This window comes from Labrys sp. KB_33_2, from assembly GCF_052114505.1.
In the GTDB taxonomy this organism is placed as follows: domain Bacteria; phylum Pseudomonadota; class Alphaproteobacteria; order Rhizobiales; family Labraceae; genus Labrys.
In genome coordinates this window covers 1-18,456 of the sequence record NZ_JBFREW010000006.1, presented here as the reverse complement: position 1 = coordinate 18,456, position 18,456 = coordinate 1, and the positions used below count along the sequence as shown (strand labels likewise).

Here is an 18,456-nt window from a genome sequence, read left to right as displayed (position 1 = left end):
CTCGCCACCATGATCGGCAGCAAGTGTATCAAAATGAAACATTTCGGCTGCCTGGATATTCGGCTTAAGCCTTAGGGCGTGTCGTAAGCTATGGTTTGGAGCTAGATGAGGTCAAAAATGGCGAGATGGGAGGAGCGAGCGCTGCCAAGACTTGCCTCTTGGCAAGCGAAGCAACGCTGCAGATGGCCAAAATCGCTCCCGTCCAGCCCGAAACCATAACTGACGACACGCCCTAACAATGAGAGTGCCATGACCTCAGCCAGCACGACGCCAAGGACGGCCTTCTACGCCGGCTCCTTCGATCCCCTGACCAACGGCCATGTCGACGTCATCAGGCATGCCGCGGCCGTGGCGGATCGGCTGGTGGTCGCCATCGGCGTGCATCCCGGCAAGGCCCCTCTGTTCACGGCGGAGGAGCGCATGGACATGATCCGCGAGGATTGCGGTCCCTTGCTGGGCCCTGGCCGTCTGGAAGTCGTCACCTTTGCCGATCTTGCCGTCGATGCGGCCCGCCGCGTGGGAGCGACATTGCTGATCCGCGGCCTGCGTGACGGAACCGATCTCGATTATGAGATGCAGATGGCCGGCATGAACGCCGCCCTGGCGCCGGGCGTGCAGACCATCTTCCTGCCGTCCTCGCCGATCGTACGCCCTATCACCGCCACGCTTGTGCGCCAGATCGCGGCCATGGGCGGCGATGTCTCCGGATTCGTGCCGGCAGGCGTGCTGCGCCGCCTGAAGGTCCGGTTCGCCAAGCCGACCTCCTGATCCACCTGCGGACAAGACCCGCAATTCATTCCGTCTTCGAGGGAGACAATCCTTGCTTCGTATTCTTTCCGCCCTGGCCGTCGTGATCGGCCTCTTCGCCGTCGCTCCCGCCCAAGCTGCCCAGGCCGATGCCAACACCGTCTATCTCGACACCCAGCATGGCCGCGCCACCATCAAGCTGCGGCCTGACCTCGCGCCCAAGCATGTCGAGCAGATCAAGACGCTGGTGAAGCGCGGCTTCTACAACGGCGTCGTCTTCCATCGCGTGATCGAGGGCTTCATGGCGCAGACCGGCGATCCCACCGGCACCGGCACCGGCGGTTCTGACCTGCCCGACCTCAAGGCCGAGTTCACCAACAAAGCCAAGTTCGTGCGCGGTGTCGTCGGCATGGCCCGCTCCTCCGACCCGAATTCGGCCAATTCTCAGTTCTTCATCATGTATGCGCCACAGGCCAGCCTCGATGGCCAGTACACCATCGTCGGCGAGGTGGTATCGGGCATGGACGCCATCGACAAGATCAAGAAGGGTGATGCCAGCGACAACGGCATGGTCAGCAATCCCGACAAGATCATCAAGATGCAGATGGCCAAGTAAGGCCCATATCTATCGCAATCGCCAATTGCAAGACGGGCGGCCAGAGACTATCTAGCCGTCATTCCACTCCGCTTTCCGACAGAAAGGAGCGTGCCGATGGCCGCTGATCCCGAAAACACGATCGTCATGGAAACCACGCAGGGCCGTGTCGTCATCGAATTGCGTCCGGACCTCGCCCCCCAGCACGTCGAGCGCATCAAGCTGCTCGCCCGCGAGAAGTTCTATGACGGCATCGTCTTCCATCGCGTGATCGATGGCTTCATGGCGCAGGCCGGTTGCCCCGATGGCCGTGGCACCGGCGGCTCGAAGCATCCGAACCTCCCGGCCGAATTCAACGACGAGTCGCATGTGCGCGGCATCTGCTCGATGGCCCGCTCCTCGATGCCGAACTCCGCCAATTCGCAGTTCTTCATCGTGTTCGACAATGCCAAGTTCCTCGACCGCCAGTACACGGTCTGGGGCAAGGTCGTCGAGGGCATGGAGAATATCGACAAGATCAAGCGTGGCGAGCCGGTGGTGAACCCCGACAAGATCGTCTCCATGCGCGTTCAGGCCGACGTCGCCTAAATACGCCCTGAGGCAAAAAATCGGGCATCATCGGAGAGATCCGGTGATGCCCTTTGCAATTTAGCGTCCCTGCTCAGCCACGCTGGCAGTGGCGGCCATCACAGGTTCGACCGGCGTGCCGGCCGTATGGATCGCTGGACATGCGCGTTTCCGATTTCGACTTTCATCTTCCCGCCGAGAATATCGCGCTCCGCCCCGCCGAGCCCCGCGACCGTGCGCGTTTGCTCGAAGTCGATCAGGCCCATGCCGCGCTCACCGATCGTATCGTATTCGATCTGCCGGCCATGCTGAGGGCAGGCGACATGCTCGTCTTCAACGACACCAAGGTCATCCCGGCCCGCCTCGACGGCCTGCGTCGTCGCCCGGGTGGGGCAGGGGCCGCGATCGAGGCCATGCTGCACCAGCGCCTCGGCCCGGCGCAATGGAAGGCCTTCGCTCGCCCCGGCAAGCGCCTAGCGGTCGGGGACACCATCGAATTCGGTGAGAACCTGAGGGCGGCTGTCGAAGAAAAGGGCGAGGGCGGGGAGGTTGTTCTGCGCTTTTCGCTGGAGAGTGCGGCGCTGGACGTTGCGATCGCGACGGTCGGCCATATTCCTTTGCCGCCCTATATCGCTTCCAAGCGTGCCGAAGATGCGCGGGACCGCGAGGACTACCAGACTATCTATGCCAAGGCCGATGGTGCGGTCGCCGCTCCCACGGCCGGGCTGCATTTCACGCCCGACCTGTTTGACAGGCTGGATGCGGCCGGAATTGCCCGCCATTTCGTCACGCTGCATGTCGGCGCCGGCACGTTCCTGCCGGTGAAGGGCGAGGATCTATCCGAACACAAGATGCATGCCGAGTTCGGGGTTGTTACCCCTGAGACGGCGCAAGCGCTCAACGCCTGCAAGGCCAGGGGAGGACGTATCGTCGCCGTCGGCACCACCTCGCTGCGCCTGCTCGAAAGCGCGGCTGCGGCAGACGGCACTATCAAGCCTTTCGCCGACGAGACCTCGATCTTCATCACGCCTGGCTATCGCTTCCGCACGGCTGACGCCCTGATGACCAATTTCCACTTGCCGCGCTCGACCCTGATGATGCTGGTCTCGGCCTTCGCCGGCTACGACACCATGAAGGCGGCCTATGCGCATGCCATCGCCGAGGGCTACCGCTTCTATTCCTATGGCGATGCCAGTCTGCTATGGCGGGCGCCATGCTGAATACTTCGACACAGACGACCGCCGGCGAGGTCTCCTTCGCCATTCATGCCACCGAGGGCGCCGCCCGCACCGGCGCCCTGCATCTAGGGCGCGGTAGCGTACGCACGCCGGCCTTCATGCCGGTTGGTACGGCCGGCACGGTCAAGGCGATGTATATAGACCAGGTCAAGGACCTGGGCGCCGACATCATCCTCGGCAATACCTATCACCTCATGCTGCGTCCTGGCGCGGAGAGGGTGGCAGCCCTCGGCGGCCTGCATGACTTCTCGCGCTGGCAGGGCCCGATCCTTACCGATTCTGGGGGGTTCCAGGTGATGTCGCTGGCGGGGCTACGCAAGCTCGACAAGAACGGCGTCACCTTCAGGAGCCATATCGACGGCTCCCACCATCGCCTCACGCCGGAACGTTCGGTCGAGATCCAGACCCTGCTCGATTCCGACATCATCATGCAGCTCGACGAATGCGTGCGCCTGCCGTCGACCCGCAAGGACATCGAGCGGGCCATGCGGCTGTCACTCGACTGGGCCGAGCGCTCCAAGCGCGCCTTCGGAACCCAGCCCGGCAAGGCGATTTTCGGCATCGTGCAGGGCGGCGACATCCCCGATCTGCGTATTGCGTCTGCACAAGCACTGTCGAGCATGGACTTCCCCGGCTACGCCATCGGCGGACTCGCCGTCGGCGAACCGCAAGCCGTGATGCTGAAGATGATCGAGACCGTGGAGCCGCATCTGCCGCATGAAAAACCGCGCTATCTGATGGGCGTCGGCACGCCGGACGACCTGATCGAGAGCGTGTCGCGCGGCATCGACATGTTCGATTGCGTGATGCCGACGCGTGCGGGGCGCCATGGCCTGGCTTATTCGCGCTTCGGCAAGGTCAATCTCAAGAACGCTCGCCACGCCGAGGATCCCCGTCCGCTCGACGAAGCGTCCACCTGTCCGGCCGCCCGCGACTATAGCCGCGCCTATCTGCATCACCTCACCAAGGCCAACGAGATCCTTGGCATGATGCTGCTGACCTGGATCAACCTGGCCTATTATCAGGACCTGATGGCCGGCATGCGTGCCGCCATCGCCGAAGGGCGCTTTGCCGACTTCAAGGCCGAGACCAAGGAAAACTGGGCCCGGGGCGACATCGCCAAGCTGTAGGCTCTAGGTGTGCCGGTCCCGCTCCATCAAGAGATGGAGCGGGACCGGCATGAAACCACCGCGCTTTCCTGAATATTGCTGGTCTGGAGACCTGCACACCGAAATGTCTTCCAGCGCCTTATCCACGTCCTTGCCGTCTAGCTTTAGTCCATATAGCCTACCCCCCTATGCTATAGAGGGTATCATGAGCCATACGATCCAGGAAAAGGCCAAGCTTCTGGCGCGGGTTCGCCGCATCAAGGGGCAGGTGGAGGCCATCGAACGGGCGCTCGAGAGTGAGCTGGGCTGCGATCCCATCATGCACATGCTGGCCGGGGTGAGGGGTTCGATCGCCGGCATGATGGCCGAGGTCATCGAGGACCATGTCCGCGACCACATCATGACGCCCGGCCTCGACGAAGCGGCCCGCAGGGAAGCCGCCGAGCATCTGATCGATGTCGTCAGGAGTTATCTGAAATGACCATGCCGACCGCCAATGCCCCCTTCGAGCACAGCCACGTCTTCCTCGGAGCGGACCACGATTCGAACGAACGCCGGACCTGGGCAGTCATCATCCTCTGCGTGGCGATGATGGGGGTGGAGATCATGGGCGGCGCCATCTACGGCTCGATCGCGTTGATGGCGGATGGCCTGCACATGTCGACCCATGCCGGCGCCCTGCTGTTGACGGCACTGGCTTATCGTTACGCGCGCCGGCATGCCTTCGATCGGCGCTTCACCTTCGGCACCGGCAAGGTCGGCGACCTGGCCGGCTATACCAGCGCCGTCATCCTGGCGATGATCGCGTTGCTGATTGCCTATGAGGCCGTGATACGCCTGCTGGCTCCGGTTCCGATCGACTATGGTCAGGCGATCGTCATCGCGGTGCTGGGCTTGGCCGTGAATATTGCCAGCGTATGGCTGCTCAATGGGAGCGGTCACCATCATCATCACGCACACGGCCATGAGCACGATCACGGCTCCCATCACCATCACGAGGAAGAGCGTCGATTTTCAACGGCTGCCGGCCCGCTCGAACTCAGCATATTCGAGGACGGCGTTCCGCCGCGTTTCCGCCTGCACCCTCCACATGGCTCCATGCCCGATGCGGGTATGGTCAGCCTTGAGACCATGCGGGAGGATGGAACCCGACAGCGCTTCACCTTCACGAACCACGGCACCTATCTGGAATCGCGTGAGGAGATCCCGGAACCCCATGCCTTCGGCATCAGGCTCGAATTCGGCGATGAACGTCTGACGACGGCCTTCGCCGAACCTCATTCCCATGGCGGGCATCACGACAACAACATGCGCTCGGCGGTTGCTCATGTCATGGCCGACGCGGCCGTGTCCGTGCTGGTGATCGTTGGCCTCCTGCTTGGTCTCCTGGCCGGCTGGGGCTGGATGGACCCGGTCGCCGGCTTGGTCGGCGCCGCCGTCATCCTCAGTTGGTCCTATACGCTAATCCGCGACACCGGCGGTATCCTGGTCGACATGCTGCCCGACCGCCGACTTGCAGACGCCATGCGCAGGACCATCGAGGAGGAGGGCGACAAGGTCGCCGACCTGCATCTGTGGCGGCTCGGTCCCGGCCATCTCGGGGCCATCCTGTCCATCGCCTCGGCCCATCCCCGCGAGCCGGACTTCTATCGCGGCAAGCTGGCGATGTTTCCTTCGCTATCGCATGTGACGATCGAGGTTCAGCCCAAGGGGCGGGCGGCTTGAAGTAACGCGCTGATCACGATCGCGCACATCGATTTTACCATTGGCCTTACGTGATCGTGAGAAACATCGATCCCCGCACGGGCGTATAAGGGGTAGTAAGTTCACGTCCACCGACCAGGGGATATCATGCTGATCCGCCACACCCCCGACCTCACCGAGGCCCATGTCACGCCCCAGCAAGCCTATGTCGACCGGCGACGTTTCCTAGCTGGCATAGGCGCGGCGGCTGGCGCGGCTCTTCTGCCGTTCTCCGCCGAAGCGGCCAAATTGTCGGGCGCCAAGAGCACTTATTCCACCGACGAGAAGCAGACCAGTCTGGAAGACATCACCAGCTACAACAATTTCTACGAGTTCGGCACCGACAAGTCCGATCCGGCTGCCTATGCCGGCAAGCTTACCACCACGCCCTGGAGCATCAAGGTCGACGGGCTCGTCAACAAGCCGGCGACCTATGCGCTTGAAGACTTCATCAAGCCCTATCGTCTCGAAGAGCGCATCTACCGCCATCGCTGCGTCGAGGCCTGGTCGATGGTCATCCCCTGGCTCGGCTTTGCTCTCGCCGACGTGATCAAGAAGGCCGAGCCGCAGGGAAGCGCCAAATACGTCGCCTTCGAGACGTTGGTTCGCCCCACGGAGATGCCGGGTCAATCGGCCTTCTTTCCGGCTTTGAAATGGCCCTATGTCGAGGGGCTGCGTCTGGATGAAGCGCTCAATCCGCTCACCATCCTCGCTGTAGGCCTCTATGGCGAGACGCTGCCGAACCAGAACGGCGCGCCGCTACGCCTGGTCGTGCCCTGGAAATATGGCTTCAAGGGCATCAAGTCGATCGTGCGCATCAGCCTGGTCGAGAAGCAGCCGCCCACGTCCTGGAACCTGGAAAATTCGAGCGAGTATGGCTTCTATTCCAACGTCAATCCAGAGGTCGATCATCCGCGCTGGAGCCAGGCGAGCGAGCGGCGCATCGGCGCCGGCCTGCTGGCCGGCCGGCAGCCGACCTTGATGTTCAACGGTTACGGCGAGCAGGTGGCCGCGATGTATTCCGGCATGGATCTGAAAGCTTATTACTGATGCAGCTCACACGCGCCAGCCTGCAACCCGTGCTCAAATGGCTCGTCTATGTCATCGGCATGCTGCCGGCCGTCTGGCTGTTCTATCTTGCCTTCACCGGACGCATCGGTGCAGATCCCATCGCCCAGCTCGAATGGGGGCTGGGCCTGTGGGCTCTGCGTTTCCTGATCGCCTGCCTCTGCATCACGCCGCTACGCCAGCTTCTGCGCATCAATCTCCTGCGCTATCGGCGTGCCCTCGGCCTGGTGGCTTTCTATTATGCGCTGCTGCATCTGAGCGTGTGGCTCTGGCTCGACCGTGGCCTCGATCTCCATGCCGCCATCCAGGACATCCTGCGCCGCCCCTACATTACCATCGGCATGGCCGCCTTTACCCTGCTCGTGCCCCTGGCACTGACGTCGACGAACTGGTCGATCCGCAAGCTCGGCGGGAAGGTCTGGTCGAAATTGCACAAGCTCGTTTACCCTGCCATCGCGCTCGGAGCGCTGCATTTCATCATGATCAAGAAGGTCTGGCTGATCGAACCGCTGATCTATGCTGCGATCGTGCTCGTGCTGCTGGCCTGGCGGCTGTTATGGCCGCTGATCGGCAAGCGTGGCCCCAGCCCACGGCGCGTGGCATCGACATAGCCGGAGCGCCTCGTTTCTTCAAAAAAGAGCTCCCCAGCCTCGGGGAGCGCCAACGACCGCGGCCTGCTCACTGTTTTTGATGAAAAAATCGTTTGCCTTGGCGCGAATCTGCACCTAGGTTGCGCTTCCCGGTTCACACTCAGCATGAGGGAGAATTGCATGACCACATTTCTGATTCTCGCTCACGTGTCGAACGCTCGGCCGTATGAGATCTTGACGCGTTAGATCGCGTCTTTTTTCCCGAACACTCTCCGGGTCTTTTTTCCTGAACATATTTTGCGTCGCACGCTTGTGCGCGCCCTACATTTTGGAGACGGCGCGGGGCTGCGCCGGATACCCCGATGACTCTTTCTCGCAAAGAGCCCGGCCGCAACCCGATGGCGGCTGTGCTTGGATTCACATTTGATCACTGGCGCAGCCAGGCCGATCTCGTCGCTTTGATCGTCATATCCGTCGGCGTGGCGACGGTGGCCGAAGTAGTCGTGCCTATCTATGCCGGCCAGATGGTTGACGCCGTCACTGCCGGCTTAGGCAGCGCAAACCAGGCCTGGTGGGCGCTCGGCGCGATGCTGGTCCTCGGCGCGGTCGCCGTCGGGTGCCGGCAGTTGTTCTTCTACTGCATCACCATCCTGACGACACGGATGATGAGCACGGTCGCCCGCGAAGCCTTCGCGCGCGTGCAGCGCTTCTCCACCGATTGGCACGCCAATAATTTCGCGGGCTCGACGGTGCGGCGCGTCACCCGCGGCATGTGGGCGCTCGACATGCTCAACGATACGCTGTTGGTGGCCATCCTTCCCTCCATCCTCGTCCTGCTCGGCTCGACGGTGGTTTTGGCGACGGTCTGGCCGACCCTCGGCCTGGTGGTGCTCATCGGCTCCGTCGCCTTTGTGGCGATGACGGTGGTGCTGTCGGTGAACTATGTCGCGCCGGCCGCGCGCCTCGCCAATAGCTGGGATACGCGCGTCGGCGGTGCGCTCGCCGATGCCGTCACCTGCAACGCGGTGGTGAAGGCCTTCGGTGGCGAGACGCGTGAGGATGCCCGCCTGACGGCAGTGCTGGCCAAATGGCGCTCGCGCACCAATCGCACCTGGATGCGCGGCACCAATGCCGGCACGGCGCAGAACCTGTTCCTGCTGGGGCTGAGAGCCACAGTGCTGGGCGTGGTGCTGTGGCTGTGGATGCGCGGGCAGGCCGGTGTCGGCGATGTCGCATTGGTCCTGACCAGCTATGCCGTGGTGCATGGCTATCTCAGGGACATCGGCATGCACATCCACAATCTCCAGCGTTCGGTGAACGACATGGAGGAGTTGGTGGCGTTCTATGACCAGCCGATGGGTGTGAAGGACAGGCATGATGCCATGCCGGTGATGATCACGGACGGACACATCGCGTTCGAGCATGTGACGTTCCACTATGGCGGCCATGCCGATGCTCTCTATCGCGACTTCTCCGTCGAGATCAGGGCGGGCGAGAAGATCGGTCTCGTCGGCCGGTCAGGCTCGGGCAAGACCACCTTCGTCAAGCTGATCCAGCGCCTCTACGACGTGAATGCCGGCCGTATCACCATTGACGGCCAGGATATCGCCGATGTGACGCAGGCCAGCCTGCGCAGCCGGATCGCCATCGTTCAGCAGGAGCCTATCCTGTTCCACCGCTCGCTTGCCGAGAATATCGCCTATGCCCGCCCCGGTGCCAGCATGGCCGAGATCGAGCACGCGGCAAGCCTCGCCAATGCGAGCGCCTTCATCTCGGCGTTGCCCAAGGGCTACGACACGATGGTGGGCGAGCGCGGCGTGAAACTGTCCGGTGGCGAGCGTCAGCGCGTGGCGCTCGCTCGGGCCTTCCTGGCGGATGCGCCGGTGCTGATCCTGGATGAGGCGACCTCCAGCCTCGACTCCGAATCAGAGCATCTGATCCAGGAGGCGATGGAACGGCTGATGGCGGGTCGCACCACCATCGTCATCGCCCATCGGCTCTCGACCGTGCAGGCGATGGACCGCATCCTTGTCTTCGACAAGGGCAAGATCGTCGAGGAGGGGGATCATGCCAGCCTGATCCGTCACTCCGACGGGATCTATCGCGGCCTGTTCGAACGCCAGGCCCTGGAACTCGCCAAGGGCTGGGCGGCATAAGATGGAAATGCAACAACGGATGGGGCGCCACTCGCGCCCCATCCCGACCGCCAATTGCTCGTGAGGCAGTTCGAGCACCGCCTCCGGCAGGGACTCTTCCTCCGATGAACGACACATTGCGCGCCATCATTGCCGAGGCTTATGCGCTGTTTCCGCCACATCGTTTCGGCGCCCGACTGAGCAATGTTTGCACGACCTGTTGCGTGACTGCAGAACAGGAAGCCTTGCTGACCGGCACGCCGCGGCAGCGGGTTTCCGCCGAGCTGATGCAGGCCTATTATGGCGCCGCGTTCAATGGTTGCCTCAGCGCAGAAGAGACCGAGCACTTCCTGCCGCGCTTGCTTGAACTCTCGACAGAGGGACACGAACTTGGCACCGGTGGTTTTGAGTGCAATTTCGATCATCTCGGCACGCGTGGCGCCAATTATCGGCACAATTGGAGCTGAGAAAAGACCACTCTGATCGATCGCTACTTCCAGGCTCTGGCCACGCTATCCCGGCAAGACGGGCTCCCAAATCCGAAATGGCGACACCGAGCAATTGAAGACGTGTTATGCGCCATTGCGCGAGGAAGTGCTCCTCTCGCTCCCATCCTGTCAGCGTGGCAGGCCGACCGATCTCGACAAGCGACCATCCAACTGGCGAACACGATCTCCAATTTGCATTGGTCGAAACGCAAAATCGGCTTCGCCAAACTCGTCAATGCCTTCTGGGGCGATGTTCCGGATCAGGAATACCTCTGTATCGCCTGGCTGTGCAGTCGGGACCACTATATCCGTTTCGATGCGGCTATGAGCCGGGAAGAGGACGACGACGTTTTCGCGCTCCTCTCTCTGGCCAGAGACGTTGTGAGTGCGCCATCATGATCAGGTAGGTCAGGAGGAGGGCCGCATTCGCCGACCGGCTTCGAACGAACCGTCACGCCAGCGCGATCCGCACACGCCGGTTCTGCTTGCCCTTTTTTTCGATCTGTGTCACCGCGATGCGGCCGATCTCGTCGGTGTTGCGGACATGGGTGCCGCCGCAGGGCTGCAGATCAAGGCCCTCGATCTCGACCAGCCTGATCACGCCGGAACCACGCGGGGGCTTGACCGACATGGTCTTCACCAGGCCGGGATTGGCGTCGAGTTCCGCATCCGTGATCCAGCGCTCGCTGACCTCGGCACCCTGGCCGATCATCGAATTGACCTTGTGGGCGATTTCGTCCTTGTCGAGACCGGCATCCTGGATGTCGAAATCGAGCCGCCCCTCGCCATCGCCGATGGAACCGCCCGTGACAGGGTAGGGTAGAGCGACCGAAAGCAGATGCAAGGCGGTGTGGACCTTCATGCGGGCATAGCGCCGGGACCAGTCCAGCGCCAGTTCGACCGTGTCGCCGACTGCCGGCAACAGCCCTTCCGGCGCCACGATATGTGCGATGTCGGTCTTGGTCTCGTCGTTCCACACCGCATTGGTGATGGCGATGGTGCGCCCGTCCGACAGCGTCATGGTGCCGACGTCGCCGGGCTGGCCGCCACCCATGGCATAGAAGACCGTACGATCCAGAATGATGCCATGTTGCGACAGCCCGACCACCGTTGCGCTGGCGCCGGGGGTGTAGGGGTCGTCTCTGAACAGCAGGTCTGTCGCCATGTCGTCACCTATTCCAATGGAGCCTTGATGGTGGAACGCTTTTCAAGCCATTCCGGCACGGGCAGGTTCTTGGAACGCATGAACGCAGGATTGAACAGCTTGGACTGATAGCGCGAGCCGTGGTCGCACAGAATGGTCACGATGGTGTGCCCCGGCCCGAGATCCCGAGCCATGCGTATCGCACCGGCAATGTTGATACCGGTCGACAATCCCACGCACAGCCCTTCCTCCTGGAGGAGATCATAGACCAACGGCACCGCTTCTTCATCAGGGATCTGATAGGCAAGGTCGACAGGTGCACCCTCGATATTCTTGGTGACGCGGTTCTGGCCGATGCCCTCCGACATCGACGTCCCCGAGAATTTGAGTTCGCCGCTGCTGAACCAGGAATACATGGCCGCTCCCATGGGATCGGCCACGCCGATCTTGATGGCGGGATTGGACGCCTTCAGGGCGATACCGACACCGGCGAGCGTCCCACCCGAACCGATCGAGCAGATGAAACCGTCGAGCTTGCCGTCGGTCTGTTCCAGGATCTCCGGAGCGGTGGTTTCGATATGCGCCTGGCGGTTGGCGACATTGTCGAACTGGTTGGCCCAGACTGCGCCACCCGGCTCGGTCTTCGCCAGTTCCGCTGCCAGCCGGCCCGAGACCTTCACGTAATTGTTCGGGTTGGCGTAGGGTACCGCCGGCACCTCGACCAGTTCGGCCCCCGCCAGGCGCAGCATGTCCTTCTTTTCCTGGCTCTGGGTTTCGGGGATCACGATCACCGTGCGAAAGCCCATGGCATCGGCAACCAGGGCAAGGCCGATACCCGTATTGCCGGCCGTGCCCTCAACGATGGTGCCACCGGGTTTCAACTCGCCGCGCGCCATCGCATCCTTGATGATGAAGAGCGCTGCACGATCCTTTACCGATTGTCCCGGATTCATGAATTCGGCTTTGCCCAGAATGGTACATCCGGTCAGCTCGGACGCGCGATTGAGGCGAATGAGGGGCGTATTGCCGATGGCATCGACGAGACCGGTACGGAAAGCCATGTGTGATCGTCTGCTGATTGGAGGGGATGCGACCCTAACCCGACTTTTCCGCCCGGGATAGGGGAGAGACATGCCGGGCACGGGTTTTCCAAGCCGCGGTGCCATGATAGCTCTCGCCCTGGTAGGCGGGCTCGTCACCATAGGCCCGCCGTCATCGATCCCCCCAAGGAAGCCGTCATGTCGAAGGCGACACGCGCCACCCAGATGCTCGCCAAGGCAGGCGTCGCCTTTTCCGTGCATAGCTACGACTATGATCCCGATGCCGACAGCATAGGCCTGCAGGCCGCCGAGGCCCTCGGCGAACCGCCCAGCCGGGTGCTCAAGACCCTGATGGCTCTGGTCGACGGCAAGCCTGTCTGCGTCGTCGTGCCGTCGGATCACGAGGTCTCCATGAAGAGGCTGGCGGCGGCCTTCAACGGCAAGTCGGCGCAGATGATGAAACCGGCCGATGCCGAACGCAGCACGGGATACAAGATTGGCGGCATCAGCCCCTTCGGTCAGATGCGCAAAGTGAGGACGGCCATTGAGGAAACCGCGCTCGGCGCCGACTATGTCTATGTCAATGGCGGCCAGCGTGGCCTGCAGATCCGCCTCGCTCCGGGCGATGCCAAGACCATTCTCGACGCGACCGCCGCTGTTTTGGTCGCGGCCTGAGGATCACCGTATCGATCGGCAGGGTCGCCAGGCGCTTGTCGTTTTCGCGCGCACTGCGCCAGAGGGCTCCGACCTCGCGTACGATGCGGGCCGCCCGGGCAAGGAGATAGCTGGCCGACACCGGTCATTGCTGTGCACGGGATCCGCTCCGAGCCGGCCGAGAACCGCGGGCGATACGATATAGGAGGCGGCGCTCGCCACTATCAGCCTCTCGGTCAGGCCACCCCGTCGCCGCTCTTCGACGACATGGACCAATTGCTGTTCCTCGAGCGAGCGCGGAGGTGATAGTTCACCTTCTGGCGCGTCAGCCCGACCTTGTTGGCAAGCGAGGCTGCCGAAGCCGGCGTGACCAGTTCAGCAAGGATCCGCGATTTGACGCCAGGTTTGGACAGAGCGCCAGCGACGGAAAAGACGGGCTGCGCGGCAGGCACAATCGCCAATAGGCACTGCGCCCTGTGATGGCGCAGATAGAACCAAATTTCAGGTGGTAAGGAGAATGGCTCCGCGAGCAGGACTCGAACCTGCGACCCAGCGATTAACAGTCGCTTGCTCTACCGGCTGAGCTATCGCGGAACAGAGGGTGTCCCCCGGTGGAGCGGGTGTATAGCTCCAAGAACCTCGCTTGCCAAGGCCTATCCTGCCCTCATTGCATCTTCTTTTCGGATTAATATCTATGGGTAAGGGAACGCAACCGGATCAAAGGTGCGCTTTTGACCGTCTGGAGGGCTTTTTGGCACCCAACGAACCGTTCAACCGCCCGAAGGTCAAACTCGCCGGGCGACATTTTCATCTCCCGGCCTCGCGAAGCATGCGAGTGATTCTGGGTGCGCTCCTGCTGATCGGCGGTTTTCTCGGGTTCCTGCCGATTCTGGGCTTTTGGATGATTCCGCTCGGCCTGCTGATTCTGTCGATCGATATTGCGCTCGTTCGGCGCCACCGCCGCAAGCTCGCGGTCTGGTGGGGCCGCCGACGCCAGCCGCGCCCGGTGGAGGATCGCTGATCCCGCCACGCGTCAGGCGTTGCCGGCGACCACGCGTGTTTCCTCGACGGCAACCAAGTGATTGACGGCCCGTTGGAGTTCCTTCAGCGCAACCAGCCGATCCCGACGGGGGATCTGCTCAAGGTCGTCATTGCCCTCGACCAAACACGCGCGAGCAAGGAAATCCGCCAGCTTGATCTGGCCAAGGAAGAGTTCGAAGGCGAACACTTCCAAATAGAGCGCGTAGGGCTGATCCGGTGCCGGATGGCAGGGGCAGATCTTGATTTCCAGTTCGCTCGCCTCGAGCAGATCGAGATCGCTTCGTGTCGGCACACCAGACTTGCCGTTGTTGCGCAGCCATTCCCGCTGACGGTCGACTTCGTTGGGGGCACGATCCCGGCCAAGGGGGTAATAGCTGTCATTGGCGTCCGTCATGCACCGTGTTCCTCAGACTGACCGCACCGGTCGAATCGAATGGCGACTGGCCCTAAGGCCGACGGTCGCAGTCAATGGACCGACTTGCGTTAACAGTCTCTCATTCAACGACATCCGAAACGGCATGACCTCTCCATGATTTCGCAGCCGAGCCAGGAAGACGGTATCATGTTACAAAAAACTTCAGACGGATTGTCCTGTTGGGGGTAAGGCATGCCGGAGCCGGACACCGTTTCGTATCTCTCGCCTGAAAAGCCCGGCTATCACGCGCCGGTCACGACCTTGGCCGTCTAATGGTAAAAAGGGGAGGTATCCCATGGTGGATGACTTCAGCACGCTGCAACAAAAGGCGCAAACGCTGCAGGTCGAGATCGAGAGCCTGTACGCATTGCTGGGAGCAATGGTCCGCGCACTCGAAGAGGCCGACCAGGATTTCAAGCAGCGTGTGGCCCAATCCGCGGGTGCAGCCATTCGGGCCCAGATGGCCGACGACGACGCGCAGGTGATGCGAAATCACTGCCTGCATTTTATCGCCAGCACGCTGAAAGTGCCCTTGTACTGCGTCATTCGCTGAAAGTTGAAGCCGTCAGACAACGCATCGGCCTCGGCAATATGGCCCGACCGGATTGCCGGCGAGAATCCTTTCGTGACGCGTAGACGCCACGAGAATCACGATATGCTGCGCTAGGAACGACATGCGTCATTGCATGGCGGCCATTTCGTGTGTCGGCGGGCGAAGATGTGCCTTTTCGCAGATGGGGCATCCCGTCAATGTCCGGTGAGGCGGCGATGAAGGGCAGGGCGAGCGACTTGCGAATTTCCTGTCGTTTCACGCGCCCTGAACTGCGGTCTTTCGCAGAGACTTCCCTCGATCGGCTCATTCAGGTGGCGTTCACCTCCCCCTCACTACTTTTGCGCGAACAACAGCAAGGAGAAACGCTATGTCCCGATCGGTTCTCATCGGCATCCTGACGGGCGCTGGCATCGCTTTTTCATCGGCCGCCGGCGCTGCGGTATTGATCCCCCTGACGACGCCCGATGCATCGTCGGCCATGCAGGTGCAATATTATCCGCCTTGCCCGCCCGGCTATAAGGTCACCAGCCACGGAGTCTGCAAGCCGAGCCGCTATCTCAGGAGGCATCCCGGCCAAGACGCCTATAGCGAGAGTTATCAGCGCCCGCGTCGCTATTACCGCTATGACGATGATCAGCCGCGCTACGACCGCCGCGACCAGCGTCCCTACTATAATAACGGCGATGATGACGGCGACTATTGATCACCCGAGTGGCGCCGGCCCGACTGTGAGCCATTGAATTCGCTTGGGCCGGCGGCCGCTGCTTCGATGGGGAAGGGCGGCTCGATGCCCCTTGTAGCGCCGAATAATGGTCGGCTGAATCGCAGCTCGCATCCGCCAGCTTTTTTTTGCAGAACCTTTCCTTAAGCAAAGCGCTTTCACGATTGAACGCTTTTTGCTCCAGTTCCTTGGCTTCGATGCATCTTTGCGATTGGAGATGACTCAGCCAAATCGCAAAACACTCTCGGCTTCGCACTCCAGCTAGGCCGTCTTGAGGGCTGCCCAAATCGCCATGTGGTGGCGCGATGGCCGGGGAATGGCGCGGCCAAGACTCTTTGAATTCTCGATCCAGACGTGAATTGCATCCTGCGCCTTGGCGACCGCACCCTCGGGAGTCTCGGCATTCTCATGCAGCCGGGAAGATCGGGGACGATTGCAGCGAAGCCGCCTCCATCCGCGACAGGCCTCGGCTCGCCCAGAATTGGATATTCCAGATCGCTCATGTCGCCCCCAACCGCGAGCGCATCTTATCGTCCCTGAGCGTCAAACAGATGTCTGGGAGCGCGCCATCACCGCGCCTCTTCTTCCCATCGCGACAGATCGCGAATCGACGCGCGTCTTCCGCAAACGCCTCCGAGATGGCGCTCCGAACAGGCCGAAAACGCTGCTCGCATGATTCAGAAGTAAGCCCCATAGCCAAATTGCCGGAGGGGTGGTGTCGCCTTAGGCTTCAGGTGCTCTCAGCCGGTGCCCCCGACTGATCGAGCAGGGAGGCCCGGAAGGCGATCCTGCAAATCCGCCCTTTCGGGTCTCCTGTTTCCCAACAACTCGCAAGCGGCGAGCCCCGTCCAGGTTGAGGCCTCTTGCAGGGCCTCGCTCACAGAAAGCGACCCGCCAGGCGCACCTGTAGTTACGAACGGCTGGAAGGCGAGCCCGAACAAGGCACATCTTTGTCCCACCTCGAATTTGGGTGGGGTTCTAGATTGAAAGGGAGGGTTGGAGGCCACGCCCGGAATCGAACCGGGGTGCAAGGATTTGCAGTCCTCTGCGTAACCACTCCGCCACGTGGCCATCCATTGTCGCGCTGAGCAGGACAAAGCGGAGGCAGGCGCTATAACAAGCAAGCTGGATGCGTTCAACCGGTTTTCTCGGCCGAGGCGATATTTCCGTGAATGCCGGGCACTGGCCGCAAAACCGAGGTCTCCCACTCGGCTGCAAGGCCAGCCTTCTTGCCTTTTGCGAGGCCATGCCGCAAACAAAGCAGTGACAAACAGAGATATCCAGCAATGACCGACTTCGTCCAAGCGCGCCGCACCATGGTGGATTGCCAGATTCGCCCCAATGACGTGACCGAGGCGCGCGTCGTGGATGCCTTCCTTGCCGTGCCCCGCGAGACTTTCGTGCCGGCCTCCAAGCAGGCCTTGGCCTATCTCGATGCCGATCTGGCCGTGGGTGGGGAGACGGGCGAGCGCTATCTCATTCAGCCGATGTATCTGGCCAAGCTCGTTCAGGCCGCTGGCATCAAATCCACCGACACGGTGCTCGATATCGGCACGGCCACTGGCTATTCGGCTGCGGTTCTGGCTGAACTCGCCGGAAAAGTGGTGGCGCTGGAGAGCGACGAGGGGCTTGCGGCCTCGGCAAAGACCGCCTTGGCTTCCTATAGCAACGTGACGGTGGTGACCGGCCCACTCGAGCAAGGCGTGGCCGGTTCCGGCCCCTATGACGTGATCCTGATCGAAGGCGCCATCGAGGAAATTCCTGGGGCTCTGTTCGCCTCTCTCAAGGAGGGCGGCCGCCTCCTCGCCGTGGTCGGTCGCGGCCGGCCCGGGCGTGCTACCATCTTCGTCAAGGTCGGGTCGGACCATACCGGCCGTATCGCCTTCGATGCCTCCGTGCCGGCTCTGGCGGCCTTCATCAAGGCTCCCGCCTTTTCATTCTGACTATCAAAACAGCACGTTAGGAGAAAATTAACCATTAATTAACCAAACCCGGGGTTCACTGTCTCTTTTTTGCTTCAACCTCGGATTTATCGCTGGGCAGCCGAAATCAGTTGTTGGTGAAAGCTGCCTGACAGGCTATTTTTTTAAAAAATATGGCGGTTTGTCCGCCTCTTTTGATTTGGGTCGGGTCGAGTCATGAAAACTGTAAGCGTATTTTCGTTATTGGCTGCAAGTGCTTCGCTTGTTTTCTTCATGGGCGGAGCGCAGGCTCAATCGCTGCAATCGGCCCTTGCGCAAGCCTATTCGGCCAACCCCACCTTGAATGCCCAGCGTGCCGGCACCCGGGCCAATGACGAAACCGTGTCGCAGGCGCTCAGCGGTTACAGGCCCAACATCTCGGCCTCTGCCAGCATCAGCGCCGAACGGGATTTCACCAAGTCGTTGCAGGGGAGTCGGTCCAACGCCACGCGATTTCCGCGCGGCGCCGAGGTCACGGTAACGCAGAATCTGTTCAATGGCTTTCAAACCGCCAATTCGGTGCGCGCTGCCGAGTCGGGCGTGCTCGGCCAGCGCGAGACGCTGCGCGACACCGAGCAAGCGGTGCTCCTTAACGGAGTGACGGCCTATATGAACGTGCTGCGCGACGCGGCACTGCTCAATCTGCA

General features: G+C 61.7%; 20 protein-coding genes and 2 tRNA genes. 17 read left to right on the top strand and 5 right to left on the bottom strand.

Features of this window, described 5'->3' with window-relative positions; translation table 11 throughout:
* The first annotated feature begins 249 nt into the window (after window positions 1–249).
* The 11 genes from coaD to AB4037_RS12300 all read left to right on the top strand — a co-directional run bounded on the left by coaD (window position 250) and on the right by AB4037_RS12300 (window position 10,259).
* Window positions 250–768, top strand: coding sequence for a pantetheine-phosphate adenylyltransferase (gene coaD, locus AB4037_RS12350; RefSeq protein ID WP_434956423.1), 519 nt, complete (start codon window positions 250–252; stop codon window positions 766–768).
* Window positions 769–820: 52 nt separating this feature from the next.
* Window positions 821–1,363 carry a peptidylprolyl isomerase gene (locus AB4037_RS12345; protein WP_434956422.1) on the top strand — a complete coding sequence of 181 codons (543 nt, stop codon included), beginning with the start codon at window positions 821–823 and terminating at the stop codon, window positions 1,361–1,363.
* 96 nt (window positions 1,364–1,459) lie between these two features.
* On the top strand, window positions 1,460–1,930 hold the full coding sequence (locus AB4037_RS12340) for a peptidylprolyl isomerase (RefSeq protein ID WP_434956421.1): 471 nt from the start codon (window positions 1,460–1,462) through the stop codon (window positions 1,928–1,930).
* Between the two features lie 140 nt (window positions 1,931–2,070).
* A complete protein-coding gene (gene queA / locus AB4037_RS12335) occupies window positions 2,071–3,129 on the top strand; it encodes a tRNA preQ1(34) S-adenosylmethionine ribosyltransferase-isomerase QueA (RefSeq protein WP_441771715.1) in 1,059 nt (352 codons plus the stop codon).
* Window positions 3,123–4,277 (top strand): tRNA guanosine(34) transglycosylase Tgt, encoded by a 1,155-nt coding sequence (gene tgt / locus AB4037_RS12330; protein ID WP_441771714.1) that lies wholly within the window; start codon window positions 3,123–3,125, stop codon window positions 4,275–4,277. Before queA ends, tgt begins: the two co-directional genes overlap by 7 nt.
* A 184-nt stretch (window positions 4,278–4,461) precedes the next feature.
* Window positions 4,462–4,737, top strand: a complete 276-nt coding sequence (locus AB4037_RS12325) for a metal/formaldehyde-sensitive transcriptional repressor (RefSeq protein ID WP_434956418.1) — start codon at window positions 4,462–4,464, stop codon at window positions 4,735–4,737.
* The gene (gene dmeF, locus AB4037_RS12320) at window positions 4,734–5,981 is read left to right on the top strand and encodes a CDF family Co(II)/Ni(II) efflux transporter DmeF (protein ID WP_441771713.1); all 1,248 of its coding nucleotides are present in this window, start codon (window positions 4,734–4,736) and stop codon (window positions 5,979–5,981) included. The genes AB4037_RS12325 and dmeF overlap by 4 nt, the downstream gene beginning before the upstream one ends.
* Window positions 5,982–6,107: 126 nt before the next feature.
* Complete coding sequence (gene msrP / locus AB4037_RS12315; protein WP_434956416.1) at window positions 6,108–7,049, top strand: protein-methionine-sulfoxide reductase catalytic subunit MsrP; 942 nt, start codon at window positions 6,108–6,110, stop codon at window positions 7,047–7,049.
* On the top strand, window positions 7,049–7,678 hold the full coding sequence (gene msrQ / locus AB4037_RS12310; RefSeq protein WP_434956415.1) for a protein-methionine-sulfoxide reductase heme-binding subunit MsrQ: 630 nt from the start codon (window positions 7,049–7,051) through the stop codon (window positions 7,676–7,678). The genes msrP and msrQ overlap by 1 nt, the downstream gene beginning before the upstream one ends.
* A gap of 341 nt (window positions 7,679–8,019) precedes the next feature.
* Window positions 8,020–9,813 (top strand): ABC transporter ATP-binding protein, encoded by a 1,794-nt coding sequence (locus AB4037_RS12305; RefSeq protein WP_434956414.1) that lies wholly within the window; start codon window positions 8,020–8,022, stop codon window positions 9,811–9,813.
* Window positions 9,814–9,929: 116 nt separating this feature from the next.
* Window positions 9,930–10,259, top strand: coding sequence for a hypothetical protein (locus tag AB4037_RS12300; RefSeq protein WP_441771712.1), 330 nt, complete (start codon window positions 9,930–9,932; stop codon window positions 10,257–10,259).
* A 472-nt stretch (window positions 10,260–10,731) separates the two neighbouring features.
* On the opposite strand, the gene AB4037_RS12295 is transcribed toward AB4037_RS12300, so the two are convergent.
* Together AB4037_RS12295 and AB4037_RS12290 are read right to left on the bottom strand one after the other, a co-directional pair.
* Entirely contained in the window at window positions 10,732–11,445 is a 714-nt protein-coding gene (locus AB4037_RS12295; protein WP_441771711.1) for an alanyl-tRNA editing protein, read from the bottom strand.
* 8 nt (window positions 11,446–11,453) lie between these two features.
* A complete protein-coding gene (locus tag AB4037_RS12290; protein ID WP_441771710.1) occupies window positions 11,454–12,485 on the bottom strand; it encodes a cysteine synthase A in 1,032 nt (343 codons plus the stop codon).
* A gap of 177 nt (window positions 12,486–12,662) precedes the next feature.
* Here AB4037_RS12290 and ybaK point away from each other — a divergent pair, with 177 nt between their 5' ends.
* A complete protein-coding gene (gene ybaK, locus AB4037_RS12285) occupies window positions 12,663–13,139 on the top strand; it encodes a Cys-tRNA(Pro) deacylase (protein ID WP_441771709.1) in 477 nt (158 codons plus the stop codon).
* Window positions 13,140–13,636: 497 nt separating this feature from the next.
* On the opposite strand, the gene AB4037_RS12280 is transcribed toward ybaK, so the two are convergent.
* Window positions 13,637–13,712: transfer RNA gene (locus tag AB4037_RS12280), tRNA-Asn, on the bottom strand.
* A gap of 157 nt (window positions 13,713–13,869) precedes the next feature.
* On the opposite strand from AB4037_RS12280, the gene AB4037_RS12275 reads away from it, so the two are divergent.
* Window positions 13,870–14,139, top strand: a complete 270-nt coding sequence (locus AB4037_RS12275) for a hypothetical protein (protein WP_441771708.1) — start codon at window positions 13,870–13,872, stop codon at window positions 14,137–14,139.
* A gap of 12 nt (window positions 14,140–14,151) precedes the next feature.
* Here AB4037_RS12275 and AB4037_RS12270 read toward each other — a convergent pair whose 3' ends face one another.
* Entirely contained in the window at window positions 14,152–14,553 is a 402-nt protein-coding gene (locus AB4037_RS12270) for a hypothetical protein (RefSeq protein WP_434956408.1), read from the bottom strand.
* 316 nt (window positions 14,554–14,869) lie between these two features.
* Here AB4037_RS12270 and AB4037_RS12265 point away from each other — a divergent pair, with 316 nt between their 5' ends.
* Window positions 14,870–15,127 carry a hypothetical protein gene (locus AB4037_RS12265; protein ID WP_434956407.1) on the top strand — a complete coding sequence of 86 codons (258 nt, stop codon included), beginning with the start codon at window positions 14,870–14,872 and terminating at the stop codon, window positions 15,125–15,127.
* Between the two features lie 367 nt (window positions 15,128–15,494).
* On the top strand, window positions 15,495–15,830 hold the full coding sequence (locus tag AB4037_RS12260; RefSeq protein ID WP_441771707.1) for a hypothetical protein: 336 nt from the start codon (window positions 15,495–15,497) through the stop codon (window positions 15,828–15,830).
* 1,015 nt (window positions 15,831–16,845) lie between these two features.
* On the opposite strand, the gene AB4037_RS12255 is transcribed toward AB4037_RS12260, so the two are convergent.
* Window positions 16,846–16,919, bottom strand: a tRNA-Cys gene (locus AB4037_RS12255).
* A gap of 215 nt (window positions 16,920–17,134) precedes the next feature.
* Here AB4037_RS12255 and AB4037_RS12250 point away from each other — a divergent pair.
* Together AB4037_RS12250 and AB4037_RS12245 are read left to right on the top strand one after the other, a co-directional pair.
* Window positions 17,135–17,791, top strand: coding sequence for a protein-L-isoaspartate O-methyltransferase family protein (locus tag AB4037_RS12250; RefSeq protein WP_441771706.1), 657 nt, complete (start codon window positions 17,135–17,137; stop codon window positions 17,789–17,791).
* 252 nt (window positions 17,792–18,043) lie between these two features.
* Window positions 18,044–18,456, top strand: a 413-nt coding sequence (locus AB4037_RS12245; protein ID WP_441771705.1) for a TolC family protein, incomplete at its 3' end; no start/stop codon positions are given.

Bases quoted from the DNA above. Each gene is read 5' to 3' on its own strand.
- ybaK (WP_441771709.1), top strand. From the start codon at position 12,663: ATGTCGAAGGCGACACGCGCCACCCAGATGCTCGCCAAGGCAGGCGTC.
- AB4037_RS12260 (WP_441771707.1), top strand. From the start codon at position 15,495: ATGTCCCGATCGGTTCTCATCGGCATCCTGACGGGCGCTGGCATCGCT.
- dmeF (WP_441771713.1), top strand. From the start codon at position 4,734: ATGACCATGCCGACCGCCAATGCCCCCTTCGAGCACAGCCACGTCTTC.
- msrQ (WP_434956415.1), top strand. From the start codon at position 7,049: ATGCAGCTCACACGCGCCAGCCTGCAACCCGTGCTCAAATGGCTCGTC.
- AB4037_RS12325 (WP_434956418.1), top strand. From the start codon at position 4,462: ATGAGCCATACGATCCAGGAAAAGGCCAAGCTTCTGGCGCGGGTTCGC.
- tgt (WP_441771714.1), top strand. From the start codon at position 3,123: ATGCTGAATACTTCGACACAGACGACCGCCGGCGAGGTCTCCTTCGCC.
- coaD (WP_434956423.1), top strand. From the start codon at position 250: ATGACCTCAGCCAGCACGACGCCAAGGACGGCCTTCTACGCCGGCTCC.
- msrP (WP_434956416.1), top strand. From the start codon at position 6,108: ATGCTGATCCGCCACACCCCCGACCTCACCGAGGCCCATGTCACGCCC.
- AB4037_RS12295 (WP_441771711.1), bottom strand. From the start codon at position 11,445: ATGGCGACAGACCTGCTGTTCAGAGACGACCCCTACACCCCCGGCGCC.
- AB4037_RS12340 (WP_434956421.1), top strand. From the start codon at position 1,460: ATGGCCGCTGATCCCGAAAACACGATCGTCATGGAAACCACGCAGGGC.
- AB4037_RS12265 (WP_434956407.1), top strand. From the start codon at position 14,870: ATGGTGGATGACTTCAGCACGCTGCAACAAAAGGCGCAAACGCTGCAG.
- AB4037_RS12290 (WP_441771710.1), bottom strand. From the start codon at position 12,485: ATGGCTTTCCGTACCGGTCTCGTCGATGCCATCGGCAATACGCCCCTC.
- AB4037_RS12270 (WP_434956408.1), bottom strand. From the start codon at position 14,553: ATGACGGACGCCAATGACAGCTATTACCCCCTTGGCCGGGATCGTGCC.
- queA (WP_441771715.1), top strand. From the start codon at position 2,071: ATGCGCGTTTCCGATTTCGACTTTCATCTTCCCGCCGAGAATATCGCG.
- AB4037_RS12305 (WP_434956414.1), top strand. From the start codon at position 8,020: ATGACTCTTTCTCGCAAAGAGCCCGGCCGCAACCCGATGGCGGCTGTG.
- AB4037_RS12250 (WP_441771706.1), top strand. From the start codon at position 17,135: ATGACCGACTTCGTCCAAGCGCGCCGCACCATGGTGGATTGCCAGATT.